The 15,294-nt window shown below is 66.0% G+C and carries 17 protein-coding genes; 9 read left to right on the top strand and 8 right to left on the bottom strand.

Going from position 1 to position 15,294, the window contains the following annotated elements; genetic code table 11:
- Nucleotides 1–115: 115 nt before the first annotated feature.
- The 6 genes from BM382_RS28060 to BM382_RS28035 all read right to left on the bottom strand — a co-directional run bounded on the left by BM382_RS28060 (nt 116) and on the right by BM382_RS28035 (nt 5,343).
- The gene (locus BM382_RS28060) at nt 116–781 is read right to left on the bottom strand and encodes a response regulator transcription factor (RefSeq protein WP_011060504.1); all 666 of its coding nucleotides are present in this window, start codon (nt 779–781) and stop codon (nt 116–118) included.
- 54 nt (nt 782–835) lie between these two features.
- Nucleotides 836–1,378: a PQQ-dependent catabolism-associated CXXCW motif protein gene (locus BM382_RS28055; RefSeq protein WP_011060505.1), complete on the bottom strand. Its 543-nt coding sequence runs from the start codon at nt 1,376–1,378 to the stop codon at nt 836–838.
- A 232-nt stretch (nt 1,379–1,610) separates the two neighbouring features.
- Entirely contained in the window at nt 1,611–2,402 is a 792-nt protein-coding gene (locus BM382_RS28050; RefSeq protein ID WP_072444720.1) for an ABC transporter permease, read from the bottom strand.
- Complete coding sequence (locus BM382_RS28045; protein ID WP_019092736.1) at nt 2,399–3,157, bottom strand: ABC transporter ATP-binding protein; 759 nt, start codon at nt 3,155–3,157, stop codon at nt 2,399–2,401. Before BM382_RS28045 ends, BM382_RS28050 begins: the two co-directional genes overlap by 4 nt.
- Entirely contained in the window at nt 3,154–4,128 is a 975-nt protein-coding gene (locus tag BM382_RS28040; protein WP_072444718.1) for a YVTN family beta-propeller repeat protein, read from the bottom strand. The genes BM382_RS28045 and BM382_RS28040 overlap by 4 nt, the downstream gene beginning before the upstream one ends.
- A gap of 30 nt (nt 4,129–4,158) precedes the next feature.
- Nucleotides 4,159–5,343 carry an ABC transporter substrate-binding protein gene (locus BM382_RS28035; protein ID WP_072444716.1) on the bottom strand — a complete coding sequence of 395 codons (1,185 nt, stop codon included), beginning with the start codon at nt 5,341–5,343 and terminating at the stop codon, nt 4,159–4,161.
- Nucleotides 5,344–5,462: 119 nt separating this feature from the next.
- Between BM382_RS28035 and BM382_RS31960 the strand changes: the two genes are divergently transcribed.
- The 5 genes from BM382_RS31960 (at nt 5,463) to BM382_RS28015 (ending at nt 8,138) form a co-directional block, all read left to right on the top strand.
- Nucleotides 5,463–5,621, top strand: a complete 159-nt coding sequence (locus tag BM382_RS31960) for a hypothetical protein (protein WP_170866357.1) — start codon at nt 5,463–5,465, stop codon at nt 5,619–5,621.
- Nucleotides 5,622–5,623: 2 nt separating this feature from the next.
- Entirely contained in the window at nt 5,624–6,895 is a 1,272-nt protein-coding gene (locus BM382_RS28030) for a sensor histidine kinase (protein ID WP_072444714.1), read from the top strand.
- Complete coding sequence (locus BM382_RS28025) at nt 6,895–7,533, top strand: response regulator (RefSeq protein ID WP_015635011.1); 639 nt, start codon at nt 6,895–6,897, stop codon at nt 7,531–7,533. The genes BM382_RS28030 and BM382_RS28025 overlap by 1 nt, the downstream gene beginning before the upstream one ends.
- Before the next feature lie 42 nt (nt 7,534–7,575).
- Nucleotides 7,576–7,812 carry a type II toxin-antitoxin system ParD family antitoxin gene (locus BM382_RS28020; RefSeq protein ID WP_011060512.1) on the top strand — a complete coding sequence of 79 codons (237 nt, stop codon included), beginning with the start codon at nt 7,576–7,578 and terminating at the stop codon, nt 7,810–7,812.
- A gap of 101 nt (nt 7,813–7,913) precedes the next feature.
- On the top strand, nt 7,914–8,138 hold the full coding sequence (locus BM382_RS28015) for a type II toxin-antitoxin system RelE/ParE family toxin (protein WP_239690433.1): 225 nt from the start codon (nt 7,914–7,916) through the stop codon (nt 8,136–8,138).
- 935 nt (nt 8,139–9,073) lie between these two features.
- On the opposite strand, the gene BM382_RS28005 is transcribed toward BM382_RS28015, so the two are convergent.
- Nucleotides 9,074–9,733, bottom strand: coding sequence for a pentapeptide repeat-containing protein (locus BM382_RS28005; protein WP_011060513.1), 660 nt, complete (start codon nt 9,731–9,733; stop codon nt 9,074–9,076).
- 78 nt (nt 9,734–9,811) lie between these two features.
- Nucleotides 9,812–11,707 (bottom strand): quinoprotein ethanol dehydrogenase, encoded by a 1,896-nt coding sequence (exaA, locus tag BM382_RS28000; protein ID WP_019093085.1) that lies wholly within the window; start codon nt 11,705–11,707, stop codon nt 9,812–9,814.
- A 253-nt stretch (nt 11,708–11,960) separates the two neighbouring features.
- Here exaA and pedF point away from each other — a divergent pair, with 253 nt between their 5' ends.
- Genes pedF through BM382_RS27980 form a run of 4 tightly spaced genes read left to right on the top strand, consistent with a single transcriptional unit; the run spans nt 11,961 to nt 15,047 of the window.
- Nucleotides 11,961–12,422, top strand: coding sequence for a cytochrome c-550 PedF (gene pedF / locus BM382_RS27995; RefSeq protein WP_016967318.1), 462 nt, complete (start codon nt 11,961–11,963; stop codon nt 12,420–12,422).
- 5 nt (nt 12,423–12,427) lie between these two features.
- Complete coding sequence (locus BM382_RS27990; RefSeq protein ID WP_041752130.1) at nt 12,428–13,303, top strand: substrate-binding periplasmic protein; 876 nt, start codon at nt 12,428–12,430, stop codon at nt 13,301–13,303.
- Nucleotides 13,304–13,311: 8 nt separating this feature from the next.
- Entirely contained in the window at nt 13,312–14,082 is a 771-nt protein-coding gene (locus BM382_RS27985; protein WP_072444712.1) for a quinoprotein dehydrogenase-associated SoxYZ-like carrier, read from the top strand.
- Nucleotides 14,083–14,117: 35 nt separating this feature from the next.
- A complete protein-coding gene (locus BM382_RS27980; protein WP_072444710.1) occupies nt 14,118–15,047 on the top strand; it encodes a quinoprotein relay system zinc metallohydrolase 1 in 930 nt (309 codons plus the stop codon).
- Nucleotides 15,048–15,294 lie beyond the last annotated feature (247 nt).

Raw genomic sequence — 15,294 nt, 5'->3', positions numbered from 1 at the left:
GGTTCACGCCACAGTCCCTACCAATCGTAGGCGCTGGCTTGCCAGCGAAGAGGCCGGCAAGATCGCCTTCGCCGGCAAGCCGGCTCCTACAGGGTCGGTACACGATCAGCGCAATTCAGCGGCGCAGGTAGGCGCCGAAATCGATGTCCCCGGCACTGAGGATCGCTTGCACCCGGTTGTGCACGTTGAGCTTGCGCAAAATCGCCGAGACGTGGGCCTTCACCGTGGTTTCGGCAATGTCCAGGGTGTAGGCGATCTGCTTGTTGGATTCGCCCTTGGTCATGCGTTCCAGCACCAGGAGCTGTTTGCGGGTCAGGGCCTGCAGCAGTTCCGGGGGGAAGCTCGGGGTCTCGCTGCTGCGCCGCCCCGGCTGGCTTTTCTGGGTACGGATGATGTCCGGCGGCAGGTACACGTTGCCGTTGAGGATCTGTTCGATGGCCTCGGTCATCTGCGAGCGCGCCGAGGATTTGGTGATGAAGCCGACGGCGCCGTAGGTGATGGCCTGGAGCACGATCTGCTTGTCCTGCTCGGCGGAAACGATCACCACCGGAATGGTCGGCGCTTCGTTGCGCAGGGTGATCAGGCCGTTGAGGCCGTGCATGCCGGGCATGTTCAGGTCGAGCAGGATCAGGTCGAGGTCGTCGTGTTCCTGGGTCAGGGCCAGGGCGCTGTCCAGGTCGGCGGTTTCCATCACCTCGCTGCCGGGAAATCCGTCGCTGATGACGTTGTGGATGGCTTCGCGAAACAGTGGGTGATCGTCGGCTATCAGAATTTTATACATGGCCTTTCACCTCGTTATTGTGGTTATGGGGGCGGCAACGCCGTGCTGCGGCGCTCAGGGAAAGGGTTGCGGCCGGGCCGCCTCCACGGGCAGGCCGGCGGCCTCCCAGGCATCCAGGCCGTCGCGGTACCAGTAGATGTTCTTATAGCCCAGGGCTGCCGCGCGTTTTACCGCGTTCCAGCTCAGCCAGCAATCGGCACGGCAATAGAACACCAGGGCGCGCTGCGGGTCGGCGTGGCTCAGCCGTTGCAGGTTGCCGGCGAAATAGGCCTGCCACTCGGGGCTCAGTTCGCCGTCGCCGGTGTTGGCCAGCCAGTGGCTGCCGGGGAGGTTGGCGTGGGGCTCGCTGTCGATGAAGCGGCCTTGCAGCCATTGCCGACGGTAGACGTCGATCAGCAGGGGCGCCGGTTGCTCCTTGAGCAGCTCTTGCAGGCCCGGGGTGTCGATGATCCGGCCCTGGTCGATCTGCAGCGGGGTCGGGCTGCGGTACAGGCTGGTGCGATAGCCCTCGGCGGAAAACAGCGGGGCAGCGGCATGGGCGGCGCCCAGCGCCAGGCTCAGGGTTAGCGCGGCCAGGGTCTCTAAGGCACGGGGCATAAGGCTTTTATCCTTTTTGTTATAGGCCCATTACATGCCAGGGCAGGGCCTTTTGTGAATGCGACCATCGACAGCAAAAGCAGTACCAAAGTCGTAGATCGCCCATGGGCAAGCGCTGTGTAGGAGCCGGCTTGCCGGCGAAAGGGGCCTGGGGTCTGGCGTTGGGATTGCGGGCCTGTTCGCTGGCAAGCCAGCTCCTACGTTGGGTGGAGGTGGGTGGCAGGATGGTGGCTCAGGTGCTTTTGCGCAGGGCGGCGTGCTGGGGGTTGAAGGTCAGCACCGCCAGCAGGGAGAACACCAGGGTCAGCCCCAGGCACACCGCCAGGGCCAGCAGGTTGAGGCGTTGATACAGGGCGAAGCGCACCAGTTCCACGGCGTGGGTGAAGGGGTTGAGGGCGCACAGCCAGTACAGCCAGGGGCTGGCTTCGAGCATCTTCCACAGCGGGTACAGCGCCGAGGACAGGAAGAACAGCGGGAAGATCACGAAGTTCATCACCCCGGCAAAGTTCTCCAACTGGCGGATGGCGTTGGACAGCAGCAGCCCCAGGGCGCTGAGCATCAGGGCCACCAGCAGCAGCGCCGGCAGCGCGGCCAGCAGGCCCATGGCCGGCGGTTGCACGCCATACAGCCAGGCCACGGCGAGGAAGGCGTAGACCTGCAGCAGCGAGATCAGCGAGGTGGCCAGCAGCTTGCTGGCCAGCAGGAAGGCCCGGGGCAGGGGGCTGGTGAGCAGCACGCGCATGCTGCCCATTTCCCGGTCGTAGACCATCGACAGCGAGCCCTGCATGCCGTTGAACAGCAGGATCATGCAGGCCAGCCCCGGGACGATGTAGACCTCGTAGGGAATGTAGGTGCTGTAGGGCTCGATGATGGCGATGCCCAGGGCGGCGCGAAAGCCGGCGGCGAACACCAGCAGCCACAGTAGCGGGCGCACCAGGGCGCTGAGAAAGCGCGTGCGCTGCAGCACGAAGCGCAGCCATTCGCGCAGCACGATGCCGCGCAGGCATTGCCAGTAGGCGTTCATGCGAGCGGTTCTCCGATCGGGGCCGGGTGTGGCTGGGGATTCTGGGTCAGGCGGGCGAAGGCCGTGCCCAGGTCGCCGCCCTGTTCCTGGCTGATGGTGCCGGCCACGCCACTGGCCACCAGGCGCCCCTGATGCAGGATCAGCAACTGGTCGTCGGCCTGCACTTCGTCCAGCAGGTGGGTGGTCCAGAGCACGCTCAGACGCTGTTCCTGGCACAGCTGGCGAATGTGCCGGTTGAGCGCCAGGCGACTGGCGGGGTCGAGGCCGGCGCTGGCTTCATCGAGCAGCAGCAGGCGCGGTTCATGCAGCAGGGCGCGGGCGATCTCCACCCGTCGGCGGTGGCCGCCATTGAGGGCGCGCACGCTATCCCGGCGCCGTTCGCTCAAGCCCTGGCGCGCCAGTTCGGCGTCGATCCGCGCCTGCCCCTGGCGCCGCGACAAACCGTGCAACGCGGCGTGGTAGTGCAGGTTCTGCTCCACGCTCAGGTCCAGGTCCAGGGTGCTTTGCTGGAACACCACGCCGAGCTGGCGCAGGGCGGCGCGGGCGGCGTTGCGCAGCGAGCAGCCGCCGACGCGGATGTCGCCCTGCTGCAGGTCGTAGAGCCTTGTGAGCAGGGCGATCAGGGTCGACTTGCCGGCGCCGTTGGGGCCCAAGAGCGCGGCAAAGCGCCCGGGAGCCAGGCTCAGGCTGACCTGATCGAGGGCCTGGCGCGGGCCATAGGCGAAGCTCAGCTGGCTGACCTCCAGGGCGTTCATGGGGTCACCACCACGCCCCAGGGATAGCGCCCGACCTTCACCGACTTGAGCACCTTGAGGCTGTTCACGTCGATCACCGAGACATCGCCGCTGACCCCGTTGGTGGCCAGCAACTGGCTCTGGTCCGGGGTGAATGCCAGTTGCCAGACCCGCCGCCCCACCAGCAGGTAGTCGAGGATTTCGTAGGTCTTGGCGTCGATCACCGCCACGTGGTTGGCCGGGCCCAGGGCGACGAAGGCGTACTTGCCGTCGGCGCTGAGCTTGATGCCCACCGGCTGCACCTTGTCCGGGTGCACGCCCTTGATCTTGAAGTTCAGGGTCTTGAGCACCTGGCGCGTGGCCACGTCGAGGATGGTCACGGTGCCGCCGATTTCCGCCGAGGCCCAAAGCCTTGAGCCGTCCTGGTTGAACTCGACGAAGCGCGGGCGCTGGTCCACCAGGGTGCTGTCGGCCAGGGTCTGGGTGCTGGTGTCGATCCAGTGCAGCATGTTGGTGGTTTCGCTGGTGTTCACCGCCCACTTGCCGTCGGGGCTCACCGCCATGCCTTCGGGCTCGACCCCGACGTTGATCTGGCCGAGGACCTTGGCGGTCTCGGTGTCGATCACCGTGACCAGCGCATCGTCCTCGTTGGACACGTACAGCCAGCGGTTGTTGGGGTGCAGGGCGAACTGCTCGGGGTCCTTGCCGGAGGGCAGCTCCTTGATGATCTTGCGGGTCGACACGTCCATCACCTGGACCCGGTCCGAATCGCTGGCGCAGATGTACAGCAGCTTATTGTCATGGGACAGCAGCAACCCCCGCGGGCGCTGACCCACCGGCAGGGTCTCGGTGACTTCCAGGGTCTGCAGGTCGATCAGGCTCAGGCTGTTGTCCTTTTCATTGGAGACCCAGGCCGTGGCGGCCATGGCGTGCCCGGCGGCGAGCAGCAGGCCCGCGCACAGGGCGGAGCGGCAGAGAAGGGGGCGGCGCATGGCGGATTCCTTGTTGTTGTGGTTATGGGATCAGGGGTAGCGGCAGGTCACTTCGGGGCGGTCGTAGCCCAGGCTGTCCATTTCGTTGAAGGGGTGCAGGAAACCGTCCTGGGGCGAGGTGCTGACCAGGGCCCGGGGCTGTACCAGGGGAATCGGCTGGCGCAGTTCACCGTTCCACGGCCGGTAGCTGAGCTTGCGGCCCTTGAACCCGTCCAGGGGCAACTGCTCGCTGAGCAGCAGGGTCTGCAGGGCCCGAGGGTCGGCCTGGCGCAGTTTGCTCACCGCGCTGGCGACGCTGCGCACGGCCATCCAGGCAGCGAAGTCGCGGTCGTTCATCCAGCGTCCGGCCTGGGCTTCGAAGCGCTTTTGTAGTTGCGCGGCGCCGAAGGTTTCGACGCTCTTGTGCCAGCCGGTGGGGGTCAGGCCCTGGGTGCCGGCCACCGGGCGCGGGTACCAGGTCTGGTAGGGCAGGTACTCGCCGAAGTCGCCGCGCTCGTCGGCCACCAGCACCACGTCGTATTCGGCGGTCTGGGTGAACAGCGGCATGTCGGCCTGGGCGCTGCGGCGCTGGTCGTTGTCGAAGGTCCAGTCTTTCTCGGCGACCAGCTTCACGCCGAAGCGCCGGGTGGCCCGGCGCAGGGCATCGGCGTAGGCCCGGTCATCCTCGGTCTGGCCGACGATCAGCAAGGCCCGTTGCCATTTGCGCAGCACCATGAACTGCACCAGGGCGTCGGCCAGCATCGCCCGGCCGGGCAGGCTGTGCAGCACGTTGCCCAGGCACTGGCTGCTGCGCAGGCGGTCGTCGGGGCTGCCGGCGTTGAACAAGAGGCTGTCGGGCAGGGCCGCGGACAACTCGCGCAGGCTGGCCGCCGGGGCATTCACCACGAACAGCCGCAGGCCCTGGTCATGCTGGGCCTTGGCGGCTTGCAGCAGCGCCTCGGGGCTGTCGACGCTGGCGCTGTCGAGCTGGAACTGCTGCTTGAGAAAGCGCCCGGTGCTGTTGCTGTCGACAATCGCCAGCTGCGCGCCCTGCAGCCCGGCGTCGGCTGGCTCGGGAATGATGTTGGACAGCAGCGGGCCGGGGTCGGGGCGATAGCCCAGGTAGCCGATGCGCACCTGCAGCGGTTCCTCGCCGGCCTGGCTCGCGGCCAGGGGCAACAGGACCGAGGCCAGGGCCAGCAGGCAGGTCGGGATAAGCGGGGCAGGCTGGTGCATAAGGCACTCCACGGCAGGTGGCGCCAGCATAGGAAGAGTACCGGGGCGGGGAAATATGCAGAAAGTAGCGCCCGGGCAGTACCAAGGTAGTAGCCCGGCGCGGGTGCGGCGGTCTTAGCATGGTTGCAGCGGCCCTGCCCCTGGAGAACACCGTCATGCGCATCCTCAAATTGCTGCTGTTGCCGTTGCTGCTGATCCTCAGCCTGATCGGCGTCGATCGCCTGCACGGCCCGCGCCCGGTCGTGCCCCTGGCGGTGCCGCTGGTTCCGGGGCGCTAAGCATGTCGGCGCTGTGGCGGATCAACCTGTGGGTCACGGCGTTCTTTGCCGTGGTGACCCTGGCCTGCGCTGCCTTGCTGCTGCATCAGGCGGTGGCCGATGTCGAACGTGAACTGCAGTCTGCCGAAGCGGTGGTGGAGTACCTCAGCGACAGCGCCGAGCGCAACCCGGCGGGCCTGCAACCGCACCTGACCCAGAGCCTGCGCCATGTACGGGTGCACTGGCTGGCGGCGGACGAGGCGGCCCGCATGCCGGAAGAGGCCGGGCTGGACGCCTGGCTCGGCCGCCAGCTGTTCAGCGAGCGCCGCCACAGCGCCCGCGAGCTGGACCTGGGCGATGGCCGCCGGGTGCTGATCGCCGTGGATGCGCGAGATGAGATCGACGAAGTCTGGGATTCCCTGCAACAGCTGTTGAGCCTGTGCGGCCTGGCCCTGTTCCTGAGCCTGCTGACCATCCGCTGGGCGGTGCGCCGCGGCATGGGCCTGCTGGATGACCTGTTGCGGGCCTTACAGCAGGTGTCCGGCGGGCAACTGGCGGTGCGCCTGCGCGAAGCCGGCCTGCCGGAAGCGCGGCAACTGGCCGGGCACTTCAACCGCATGACCGCGACCCTGGAACAGACCCGCGCCGACAACGCGCAACTGACCCAGGCCCTGCTAGCGGTGCAGGAGCGCGAGCGCACCTACCTGGCGCAGACCCTGCACGACGACCTCGGACAATACCTGGCGGGCATTCGCGCCCAGGCCTGCCTGCTACGCATGGTCAGCAACCAGCCCACGGTGGTGGAACACACGGCCCAGGCCCTGGAGCTCAACTGCGAGCGTTTGCAGCAAGGCTTTCGCGCCCTGGTGCAGGACCTGTACCCGGTGGTGCTGCAGCACCTGCCGCTGGCCGAAGCCTTCGGTTTGCTGGTGAGCCAATGGCAGGACAGCCAGGGCATCGACTGCCAATTGCGGGTCGGCGCCGACCTGCCAGCGTTGCCCAGCGCCAGCAAGACCCACCTCTACCGCCTGCTGCAAGAAGCGCTGACCAATGTCGCCCGGCACGCCGACGCCAGCCAGGTACGGGTGCGCCTGCAACGCAGCGCCCGGGGCCTGCGCCTGCTGGTGCGCGACAACGGTTGCGGCGCGCGCCAGCCCCAGCGCCCCGGCGTCGGCCTGCACTCGATGGCCGAGCGGGCCCGCAGCCTGGGCGGCGAACTGCACATCCTCAGCCGTCCCGGCGTCGGTTGGGCACTGGCCTTGAATATGCCCCTGAACATGCCCATGGAGGCCTGATGAACATCTTGTTGGTGGATGACCACGCCGTGGTCCGCCAGGGTTACGCCAGCCTGCTGCGCGCGGTATTGCCGGCGATGCAGGTGCGCGAAGCGGCCAGCGGCGAAGAGGCCCTGGCCCGGGTCGCCGAAGAAGTGCCGCAGCTGGTGATCATGGATTTCGGCCTGCCGGGCATCAGCGGCCTGGAGACCACCCGCCGCCTGCGCCAGCGCCTGCCGCAGCTGCGGGTGCTGTTTTTCAGCATGCACGACGAACTGCCCCTGGTGCGCCAGGCCCTGGAGGCGGGAGCCTCGGGCTACCTGACCAAGAACTCCGCGCCCCAGGTGCTGATCGAAGCGGTGCACCGAGTACTGGCCGGGCACGCCTACATCGAACAGCCCCTGGCCACGCAACTGGCCTGCACCCCGGCGCAGAACAGCAGCGACCCGCGCTTGCAGAGCATGACCCAGCGCGAGCTGGAGATCTTCGTGATGCTGGCCAAGGGCACCCCGGCGCGGGTGATTGCCGAGCAGCTGTGCATCAGCGCCAAGACTGTGTCCAACCACCTGACCTTGCTCAAGAGCAAGCTGCAGGTCAGCTCCCATGCGGAGTTGGTGCATTTGGGGATTGATATGGGGGTGGTGCGGGTGGCGGGGTGAGGGGGTATGGTTTGGCAAATTTTGTCAAAAGCGGACAAAGCCATGAGCACCATGAACATCTCCCTGCCGGACGCTCTCAAGTCCTTTGTCGATGATCAAGTCAGCCAGCGCGGCTACAGCACCAGCAGTGAATATGTGCGTGAGCTGATTCGCAAGGATCAGGATCGGCAACATCTGCGTGGCCTGTTGTTGGCCGGTGCTCAATCGGCGCCGGGCACTGCTGTGCAGGGTGACTATTTCGAATCCCTGCGTGCCAGGGTTCACAAGGCGCGAGGATGAAAGCCAAGCCGGTCATTCCACGTACCCTTGCCAGCCATGACGTGGGAGGCGCTATCAGCGACTAGCTTGACCAACAGGCCGAGCAGGCTGCGCTCGGTTTTATCGATGCTTTGGAAAAGGCCTATCTTCATATCGGCCGCCATCCGGCCTTGGGTATGTTTCGCTACGCCCACGAGCTGGATCTGCCGGGGGTGCTTTGCTTGCCGCTGAAGCGCTATCCCTATCTGGTGTTCTACGTTGAACGCGATGACTACATCGACGTATGGCGGGTTTTGCATGGTATGCGGGACTTTCCTGAGTGGTTGGCTGAAGGTGTTTTCCGGTAGTGGTGGGGGATGTTGGGGGCTTTTTGTGGTGAGGGGGTGGGGTGTATATCCGTTGCTGTGGGTGTGGCTGCTGGTGGTTTCGTCTTGATGGTTTGGGGTTTGGGTACATATCCATTGCTGCGGTAACGGCCACTTAGGGTTTCGCCCTTATGGCGACTCACTTTTTTCAAACGCCGGAGTGCCGGCCCAGCAAAAAGTAAGCAAAAACGCTTGCCCCTCCATGGGCCCCTCGCTAGGGCTCGGGGTTCCCTCTCTCCGACATTGCTCCGGGGGCACGCCGCCACAGGCCATCCATGGCCTGATGGCGGCTAGCTCTGCATCCCTGCCGAGCTGCCCCCTACGCAACGTCGCGCTCGGCCTGCTGGGAAGGGGCCTGAAGATCAAGATCAAGAGCAAAAGCCAAGCGCGTTTTACGCGCTGTTCGTAGGAGCCGGTTTGCCGGCGAAGAGGCCCGTGAGTCATGCAGCGTCCGGGCGGACGTCTTCGCTGGCAAGCCAGCTCCTACAGGAGGTGGTGGGAGGGACACCCCATTCCATCTTCAGGCCGGCCGCAACGCCGCCGTCAGATTTTGCTTTTGCTTTTGATCTGCTTGCCCCCTTAGACACGATGGCCGAACGCAGGCATTGAGCCGTGGGTAACCCGGCAGGGATGCCGGGTTAGCCGCCACCCGGCCATGGATGGCCGGTGGCGGCGGCCCACGGAACAATGCCGGAGTGAGGGCATGCCGAGCCTAGGCGAGGCACCGAGTGGAGGGGCAGAAGCGTTTTGCTCACCTTTTGTCTGGGCCGGCATTCCGGATTTTCAAAAGTGAGTCGCTGTAAGAGCGAAACCGCCAGCGGCCGTGACCGCAGCAACGGATATGTACACAGCCCACCGCTGTAAGAGCGAAACCCAAAGTAGCTACACCCGCAGCAACGGATATGCCCCCCGTCCCCTTACTTATCCCACGTCCCCGGACACCCCTGGCACCCCTCCATATTGGCATCCTGAAAATTCCCATAGTGCTGCCGCGCCCCGCGCAAATCGGCCCGTTCCAGATTGCTCTCGCCAAACTTCGCCTCCTGCAGATTGGCATCGCTCAGATCGGCCCCTTGCAGATCCGCCTTGCTCAACCAGGCCATCTCCAGGTCCGCCGCCCGCAGTTTGGCCTGGTGCAGCTTGGCCCCGGACAGGCGGGCAAATTGCAGGTAGGCCGCGCTGAGGTCGGCTTTTTCGAATTGCGCGCCCTGGGCAAACAGGCCCCAGCCCTGGATCGCCATCAGCTTGGCGTCGGTGAAGTCCGCCAGCCGCAGGTTGCTCTGTTGCAGGCTGGCGCGGGTCAGGTTGGCGCCTTGCAGGCGGGCCTTTTCCAGGTTGGCCAGGTCCAGTTGGGCGTGGCGCAGGTCGGCGCCGGAGAGGTCGGCGCCGGCCAGGTTCATCTTGCGCAGGTCCTGGTTGGCGAGGTTAGCGCCACGCAGGTTGGCGCCGGGGCATTGGCTGGATTCGGCGATCAGGCAGCCGTTGATCGTCAGCGGGACGTCGTTGCCGTCGTCGTCGACATTCATGGCCAAGGCGGGGGAGAGACTCAGCAGCAGGGCCAGGGGCAGGTAGTTCATGGTGCGGTTCTCCAGGCGGGAGTGAAGGCGGGTGTGGCGAGGAAGCGGGCTCCCTCGCCACAGACAAGGCGGGGATGATCAGCGCTGGGCGGTCTTGTTATCCCAGCTCGGGATCTTGAACACCCAGAACGAGCCGCCTTGGGCCACCGGCTTGGTCAGTTCGGCCATGTCGCCGCCCCACAGCGGCACCGCGCCGCCGTAGCCCACGGTCACACCGATGTACTGCTCGCCATCCTGTTCCCAGGTGATGGGCGGCGAAACGATGCCGCTGCCGGTCTGGAATTTCCACAGCTCCTTGCCGGTCTTGGCGTCGAAGGCCTTGAAGAAGCCGTCGCCGGTGCCGGTGAACACCAGGTTGCCCTTGGTCGCCAGGACGCCGGCCCACAGCGGCAGGTGTTCCTTGTGCTCCCAGACCAGCTTGCCGGTGGTCGGGTCCATGGCGCGCAGGGTGCCGACGTGGTCGTCGTACATGCGCTTGATGCGGAAACCCATGCCTAAGTAGGCCGAGCCTTTCTTGTAGTTCACTTCCTCGGTCCAGTACTCCTCCTTCCACTGGTTGCCGGGGATGTAGAACAGCCCGGTGTCCTGGCTGTAGGCCATGGGGTTCCAGTTCTTGCCACCCAGGAACGGCGGCGAGACTTCCACCGGCTTGCCCTTGGTTTCACCCGGCAGCGGCTTGGCCGGACGCTGGCCTTCGTTTTCCACCGGGCGCCCGGTCTTGAGGTCGATGTGGCTGGCCCAGGTGATGTTGTCGACGAAGGGGAAGGCGTTCTGCAATTTGCCGTTGTTGCGGTCCACCACGTAGAAGAAGCCGTTGCGGTCGGCGTGGCCGGTGGCCTTGACCACCTTGCCGTCCTTGCCCTTGTAGTCGAACAGCACCAGTTCGTTGTTGCCGGAGAAGTCCCAGGCGTCGTTCGGCGTGTGCTGGTAGAACCATTTCACTTCGCCGGTGCTCGGGTCGACGCCGACCTGGCCCGAGGTGTACAGGCTGTCGTAGTCGTGGGGGTTGCCGTCCTTGGCGGTGCGCGCCCAGGTGTTCCATGGCCCGGGGTTGCCGGCGCCGACGATGATGGTGTTGGTTTCGGCATCGAAGCTGGCGCTCTGCCAAGGGGCGCCGCCGCCGTGGCTCCAGGCTTCGACCTTGCCGGTTTCGGTGGTCTTGTCGTCGGGCCAGGACGGCGCCTTGACGTCGCCGGTGGGGGTGCTGTCCTTGCCGTTCAGGCGGCCCATGTGGCCTTCGACGAAGGGCCGCATCCACACCTCTTCGCCGGTCTCCGGGTCGCGGGCGAACAGCTGGCCGACCACGCCGAATTCATCGCCCGAGCTGCCGTGGATCAGCAGCACCTTGCCGCTGGTCTTGTCCTTGATCAGCACCGGGGCGCCGGTCATGGTGTAGCCGGCGCTGTGGTCGCCGAACTTCTTGTTCCACACCACCTTGCCGGTGTTCTTGTCCAGGGCGATGACCCGGGCGTCGAGGGTGCCGAAGTAGATTTTGTCGCCGTAGATCGCCGCGCCGCGGTTGACCACGTCGCAGCACGGGCGAATGTTGTCCGGCAGGCGGTGGTTGTAGGTCCACAGGCGCTTGCCGGTCTTGGCGTCCAGGGCGAACACCCGGGAGTAGGAGCCGGTGACGTAGACCACGCCGTCGCTGACGATGGCCTGGGATTCCTGGCCGCGTTGCTTCTCGTCGCCGAAGGAATAGGACCAGGCCGGGGTCAGCTTGAACACGTTCTTGTCGTTGACCTGGGCCAGGGGGCTCCAGCGCTGGGCGTTGGTGCCCATGCCGTACTGCAGCACGTCCTTGGTGGTCAGGTGGTCGTTGGCGATGTCTTCCCAGGTCACGTTCTTGCTGGCAGGTGCCGCCGGGGCGGTGGCCGCTGTGGCCGCCGCGCCCAGGGACAGGCTGCCGGCCAGCAGCAGGGCCTGGACGGCAAGGCTCAGGGGGGAGAGGGCGGGTAGCGATCTTATTGTCATGGTTGCGGTTCCCAGTGGAGGTTTTGGCCTGACTAGGGTCTGCCGCGCGAGGTGCTTTGAGATACGGAAAAAGTCCCGCCCTTGCCGGGAATAGTTCCCGGGCGGCACCTGATTTAGGCCCGCGCCACAAGCCCTACTACCAAGGGAGTAGGGCGCGGCCACCAAAGCAGCATACGGCCGCCCGCCGGCTGTTTCTAAGATGGCGCCATGGCCTCTGTAGCGAGGTCTTGCGTGCAATCTTGAGGGCATAACAATGACAACAAAACGCAACGCCTTGCTCGCGGTAGGGCTGCTGACCGGTGCCTTGGCCACCGGTGCTGTATGGGCCCATGGCAACGTGGTGCCCCAGGCGGTGGAAACCAAGGGCCTGACGCCGATCAAGGATGCCGGGGTGAGCGTCGATGGCGACGGCTGGGCTTCGGTCAACCCGTACCGCACCTCGCCCGAGCACGACAAGGCGGTGGAAATCGGCGCTTCGGCCTACAACCAGAACTGCGCCGCCTGCCATGGCCTGGAAGCCAAGTCCGGCGGTATCGCCCCGGACCTGCGCATGCTCGACGCCGGCGAAGCCGGGGATGAATGGTTCGTCGAGCGGGTGCGCCACGGTGCGGTGCGCGATGGCCGGGTGTACATGCCGAAGATGGCCGATTACCTGAGCCAGGAAGCCCTGTGGGCGGTGCGCACCTACCTGGACAGCGTGCGCGTCGAGGAGTGATCGCCATGGGCCGCTTCGCCCTGTTCCTGGCTGGCCTGCTGCTGTGTTGCGCCACGGCCCAGGCCGAGGTGCGCAACTACGACACGATGATCGCCTCCGGTGAACTGAAGGTGGCGGTGTACCAGGATTTTGCCCCCTACAGCTTCGAGGACCAGGGCCAGCCCCGGGGTGTCGATGTGGAGCTGGCGCAAGCCCTGGCCGAGGCCCTGGGGGTGCGCCTGCAACTGATCTGGGCGCCCCCGGGGGAGAAACTCGACGACGATTTGCGCGACTACATCTGGCGCGGCAGCCCGCTGCGCCACCAGCAGTTGGCCGACCTGATGATGCGCGTGCCCTACGACCACGACTACGCGCAAAAGCGCAACGAACTGGGGGAGCTGGCCAACGATCACGTGGTGATGTTCGGCCCCTATCAGGAGGAGCGCTGGCAGGTGGCATTCGACCGCCGCCGGCTGGATTCGGTGGCCAGTGTCGCGGTGTTCCAGGAGCACCCCATTGGCGTCGAAGTGGACAGTGTGCCGTCGTTCTACCTGACCTCGGTGTTCAACGGCATGCTCAGTGCCAAGACCCACCATTACCCCAGCGTGCAACAGGCGTTCGGCGCCTTGCGGGCCGGGCAGGTGGACGCGGTGATGGCCATGCGCGGCGAGATCGACTGGCAGTTGCATAAGGCCGCTGATCCGCAGTTGGCCCTGGCGGAAAACGCCTACCCGAACATGGGCAAGCAGGTGTGGGAGATCGGCATGGCGGTGCATGAAAGCAACCGCCAGCTGGCCTATGCCGTGGAAGAGGCCCTGGAAGGGCTGATCCGCGACGGTCGCCTGCAGGCGCTGTACGCCCGTTATGGCCTGCGTTACGAGGTCCCACAGATGTATCAATAGGAGCTGCGATGAACTGGCGAGCGACCTGTCTGCTGGCGTGCTGGCTGCCCTTGGCGACCCCGGTGCTGGCCGCCGATCCGCAGGCCCCGGCCCCGGACCCGGTGCCTTCGGTGATGTGGGCCTTCTACCACAAGCAATTGCTGGGGGACGCGGCGTTCGTCTTCGATGACCGGGTCAAGCTGCTGGCGCCGCCCTTTGCCGAGGATGCGCGGCAGGTGCCCCTGGAGATCGACGCCCGGGCCTTTGGCGGCGAGGTGGTACGCATCCTTGCCTGGGCCGAGCTCAACCCCTTGCCGCGCATCGTCGATTTCGAACCGGGGGAGCGAGTGCTGCCCTGGCTGTCGATCCGCATCCGTATCGAGCAGGCCACGCCGCTGCGCGCCGCGGTGCTGACCCGCGATGGCCTGTGGCACGTGGGCTCGACCCTGATCGATGCCGCGGGCGGCGGCTGTACCGCCCCCAGCGTGGTGCGCACCCAGCCCGGCTGGGAAGAGCACATCGGCGAGGTGCTGGGCGGGCGTTATCCCCGTGGAGATGCCAGCCGCCTGCGCCTGCAAATCTCCCACCCGATGGACAACGGCCTGGTCAGCGGCATCCCTGAGTTTTTCCTCAACCACGCCGAACTGCGCGACCAGAACGACCAGCGCCTGGCCAGCCTCGAACTGTTCCCGGCGGTCAGCGAAAACCCCAACCTGGGGTTCGATATCCAGGGGCCGGGGCAGACCCGCTTGCTGTTGCGCGACAACAGCGGCAACCAGTTCGAGGCCAGGCTGCCCTGACCGCATCCTTTGACCCACCCGAGCCGAGGCGCGCCATGCGTTGGATCCTGCTGTTGCTGCTGTGCCTGGGCCTGCCGGCCCGGGCCGACCTGGACTATCCACTCAAGCCCCGGCAGATCGCCGCGGGCACCTGGCTGCTGGAAGGCAGCACCGACAATTTCGCCAAGGCCAATGGCGGCAACATCGTCAACACCGGCTTCATCGTCACCGACAGCGGGGTGGTGGTGATCGACAGCGGGCCGTCGAAACGCTACGGCGAAGCCTTGCGCCGGGCGATTGCCGCCACCACCGACAAACCGGTCATCCAACTGCTGCTGACCCACCATCACCCCGACCATGTGCTGGGCAACCAGGCTTTTGGCGATGTGCCCATCGGCGCCCTGGCCGGCACCGGCGACCTGCTGCGCCAGCAGGGCGAGGCCATGGCCGAGAACATGTACCGCATGGTCGGCGACTGGATGCGCGGCACCGAGGTGGTGCTGCCGACCCAGGTGCTTGAGCCCGGGGTGCTTGAGGTGGGCGGGCATCGCTTGCGCTTGCTGGGCCTGAGTGGGCACACCGGCGCTGATCTGGCGATTCTCGACGAGAACACCGGGGTGCTGTTTGCCGGTGACCTGGTGTTCTACGAGCGCGCGCTGACCACCCCCAACAGCCCGGGGCTCGGGGTCTGGCTCAAGGACCTGGATACCTTGCAGGCCCTGCCGTGGAAGCTGATCGTGCCAGGCCATGGCCCGGTGGCCAGCGATACGGCGCCCTTTGCCCAGATGCGGGACTACCTGGGCTGGCTGGACGGGTTGATGCGCGACGGCGCCGCCCAGGGCGACGACATGGCGGAGATGATCCGCCGCCCGATCCCCGAGCGTTTTGCCGGCATCAGCCTGACCCGCTACGAACTGATCCGCAGCGTCAGCCACCTGTACCCGCGTTACGAACGCCAGCGCCTGCAGCGTATCGACGGCCTGTAGGAGCCGGCTTGCCGTCGAATGTGTTTGTTGGCCTCTTCGCTGGCAAGCCAGCTCCTACGGTAGGCAGGGAGATCGCGTGGGGCTTTGTAGGAGCCGGCTTGCCGGCGATGGCGGTCTTGCTGGGCCTCTTCGCTGGCAAGCCAGCTCCTACGGTAGGCAGGGAGATCGCGTGGGGCTTTGTAGGAGCCGGCTGGTCGGCGATAGCGGTCTTGCGGGCCTCTTCGCTGGCAAGCCAGCTTTTACGGTA

Origin of the sequence: Pseudomonas sp. NFPP25 (genome assembly GCF_900116505.1) — a bacterium.
GTDB lineage: Bacteria > Pseudomonadota > Gammaproteobacteria > Pseudomonadales > Pseudomonadaceae > Aquipseudomonas > Aquipseudomonas protegens.
Note: the sequence above shows the minus strand (reverse complement) of the source record. Positions and strands in the feature narration are given on the sequence as shown.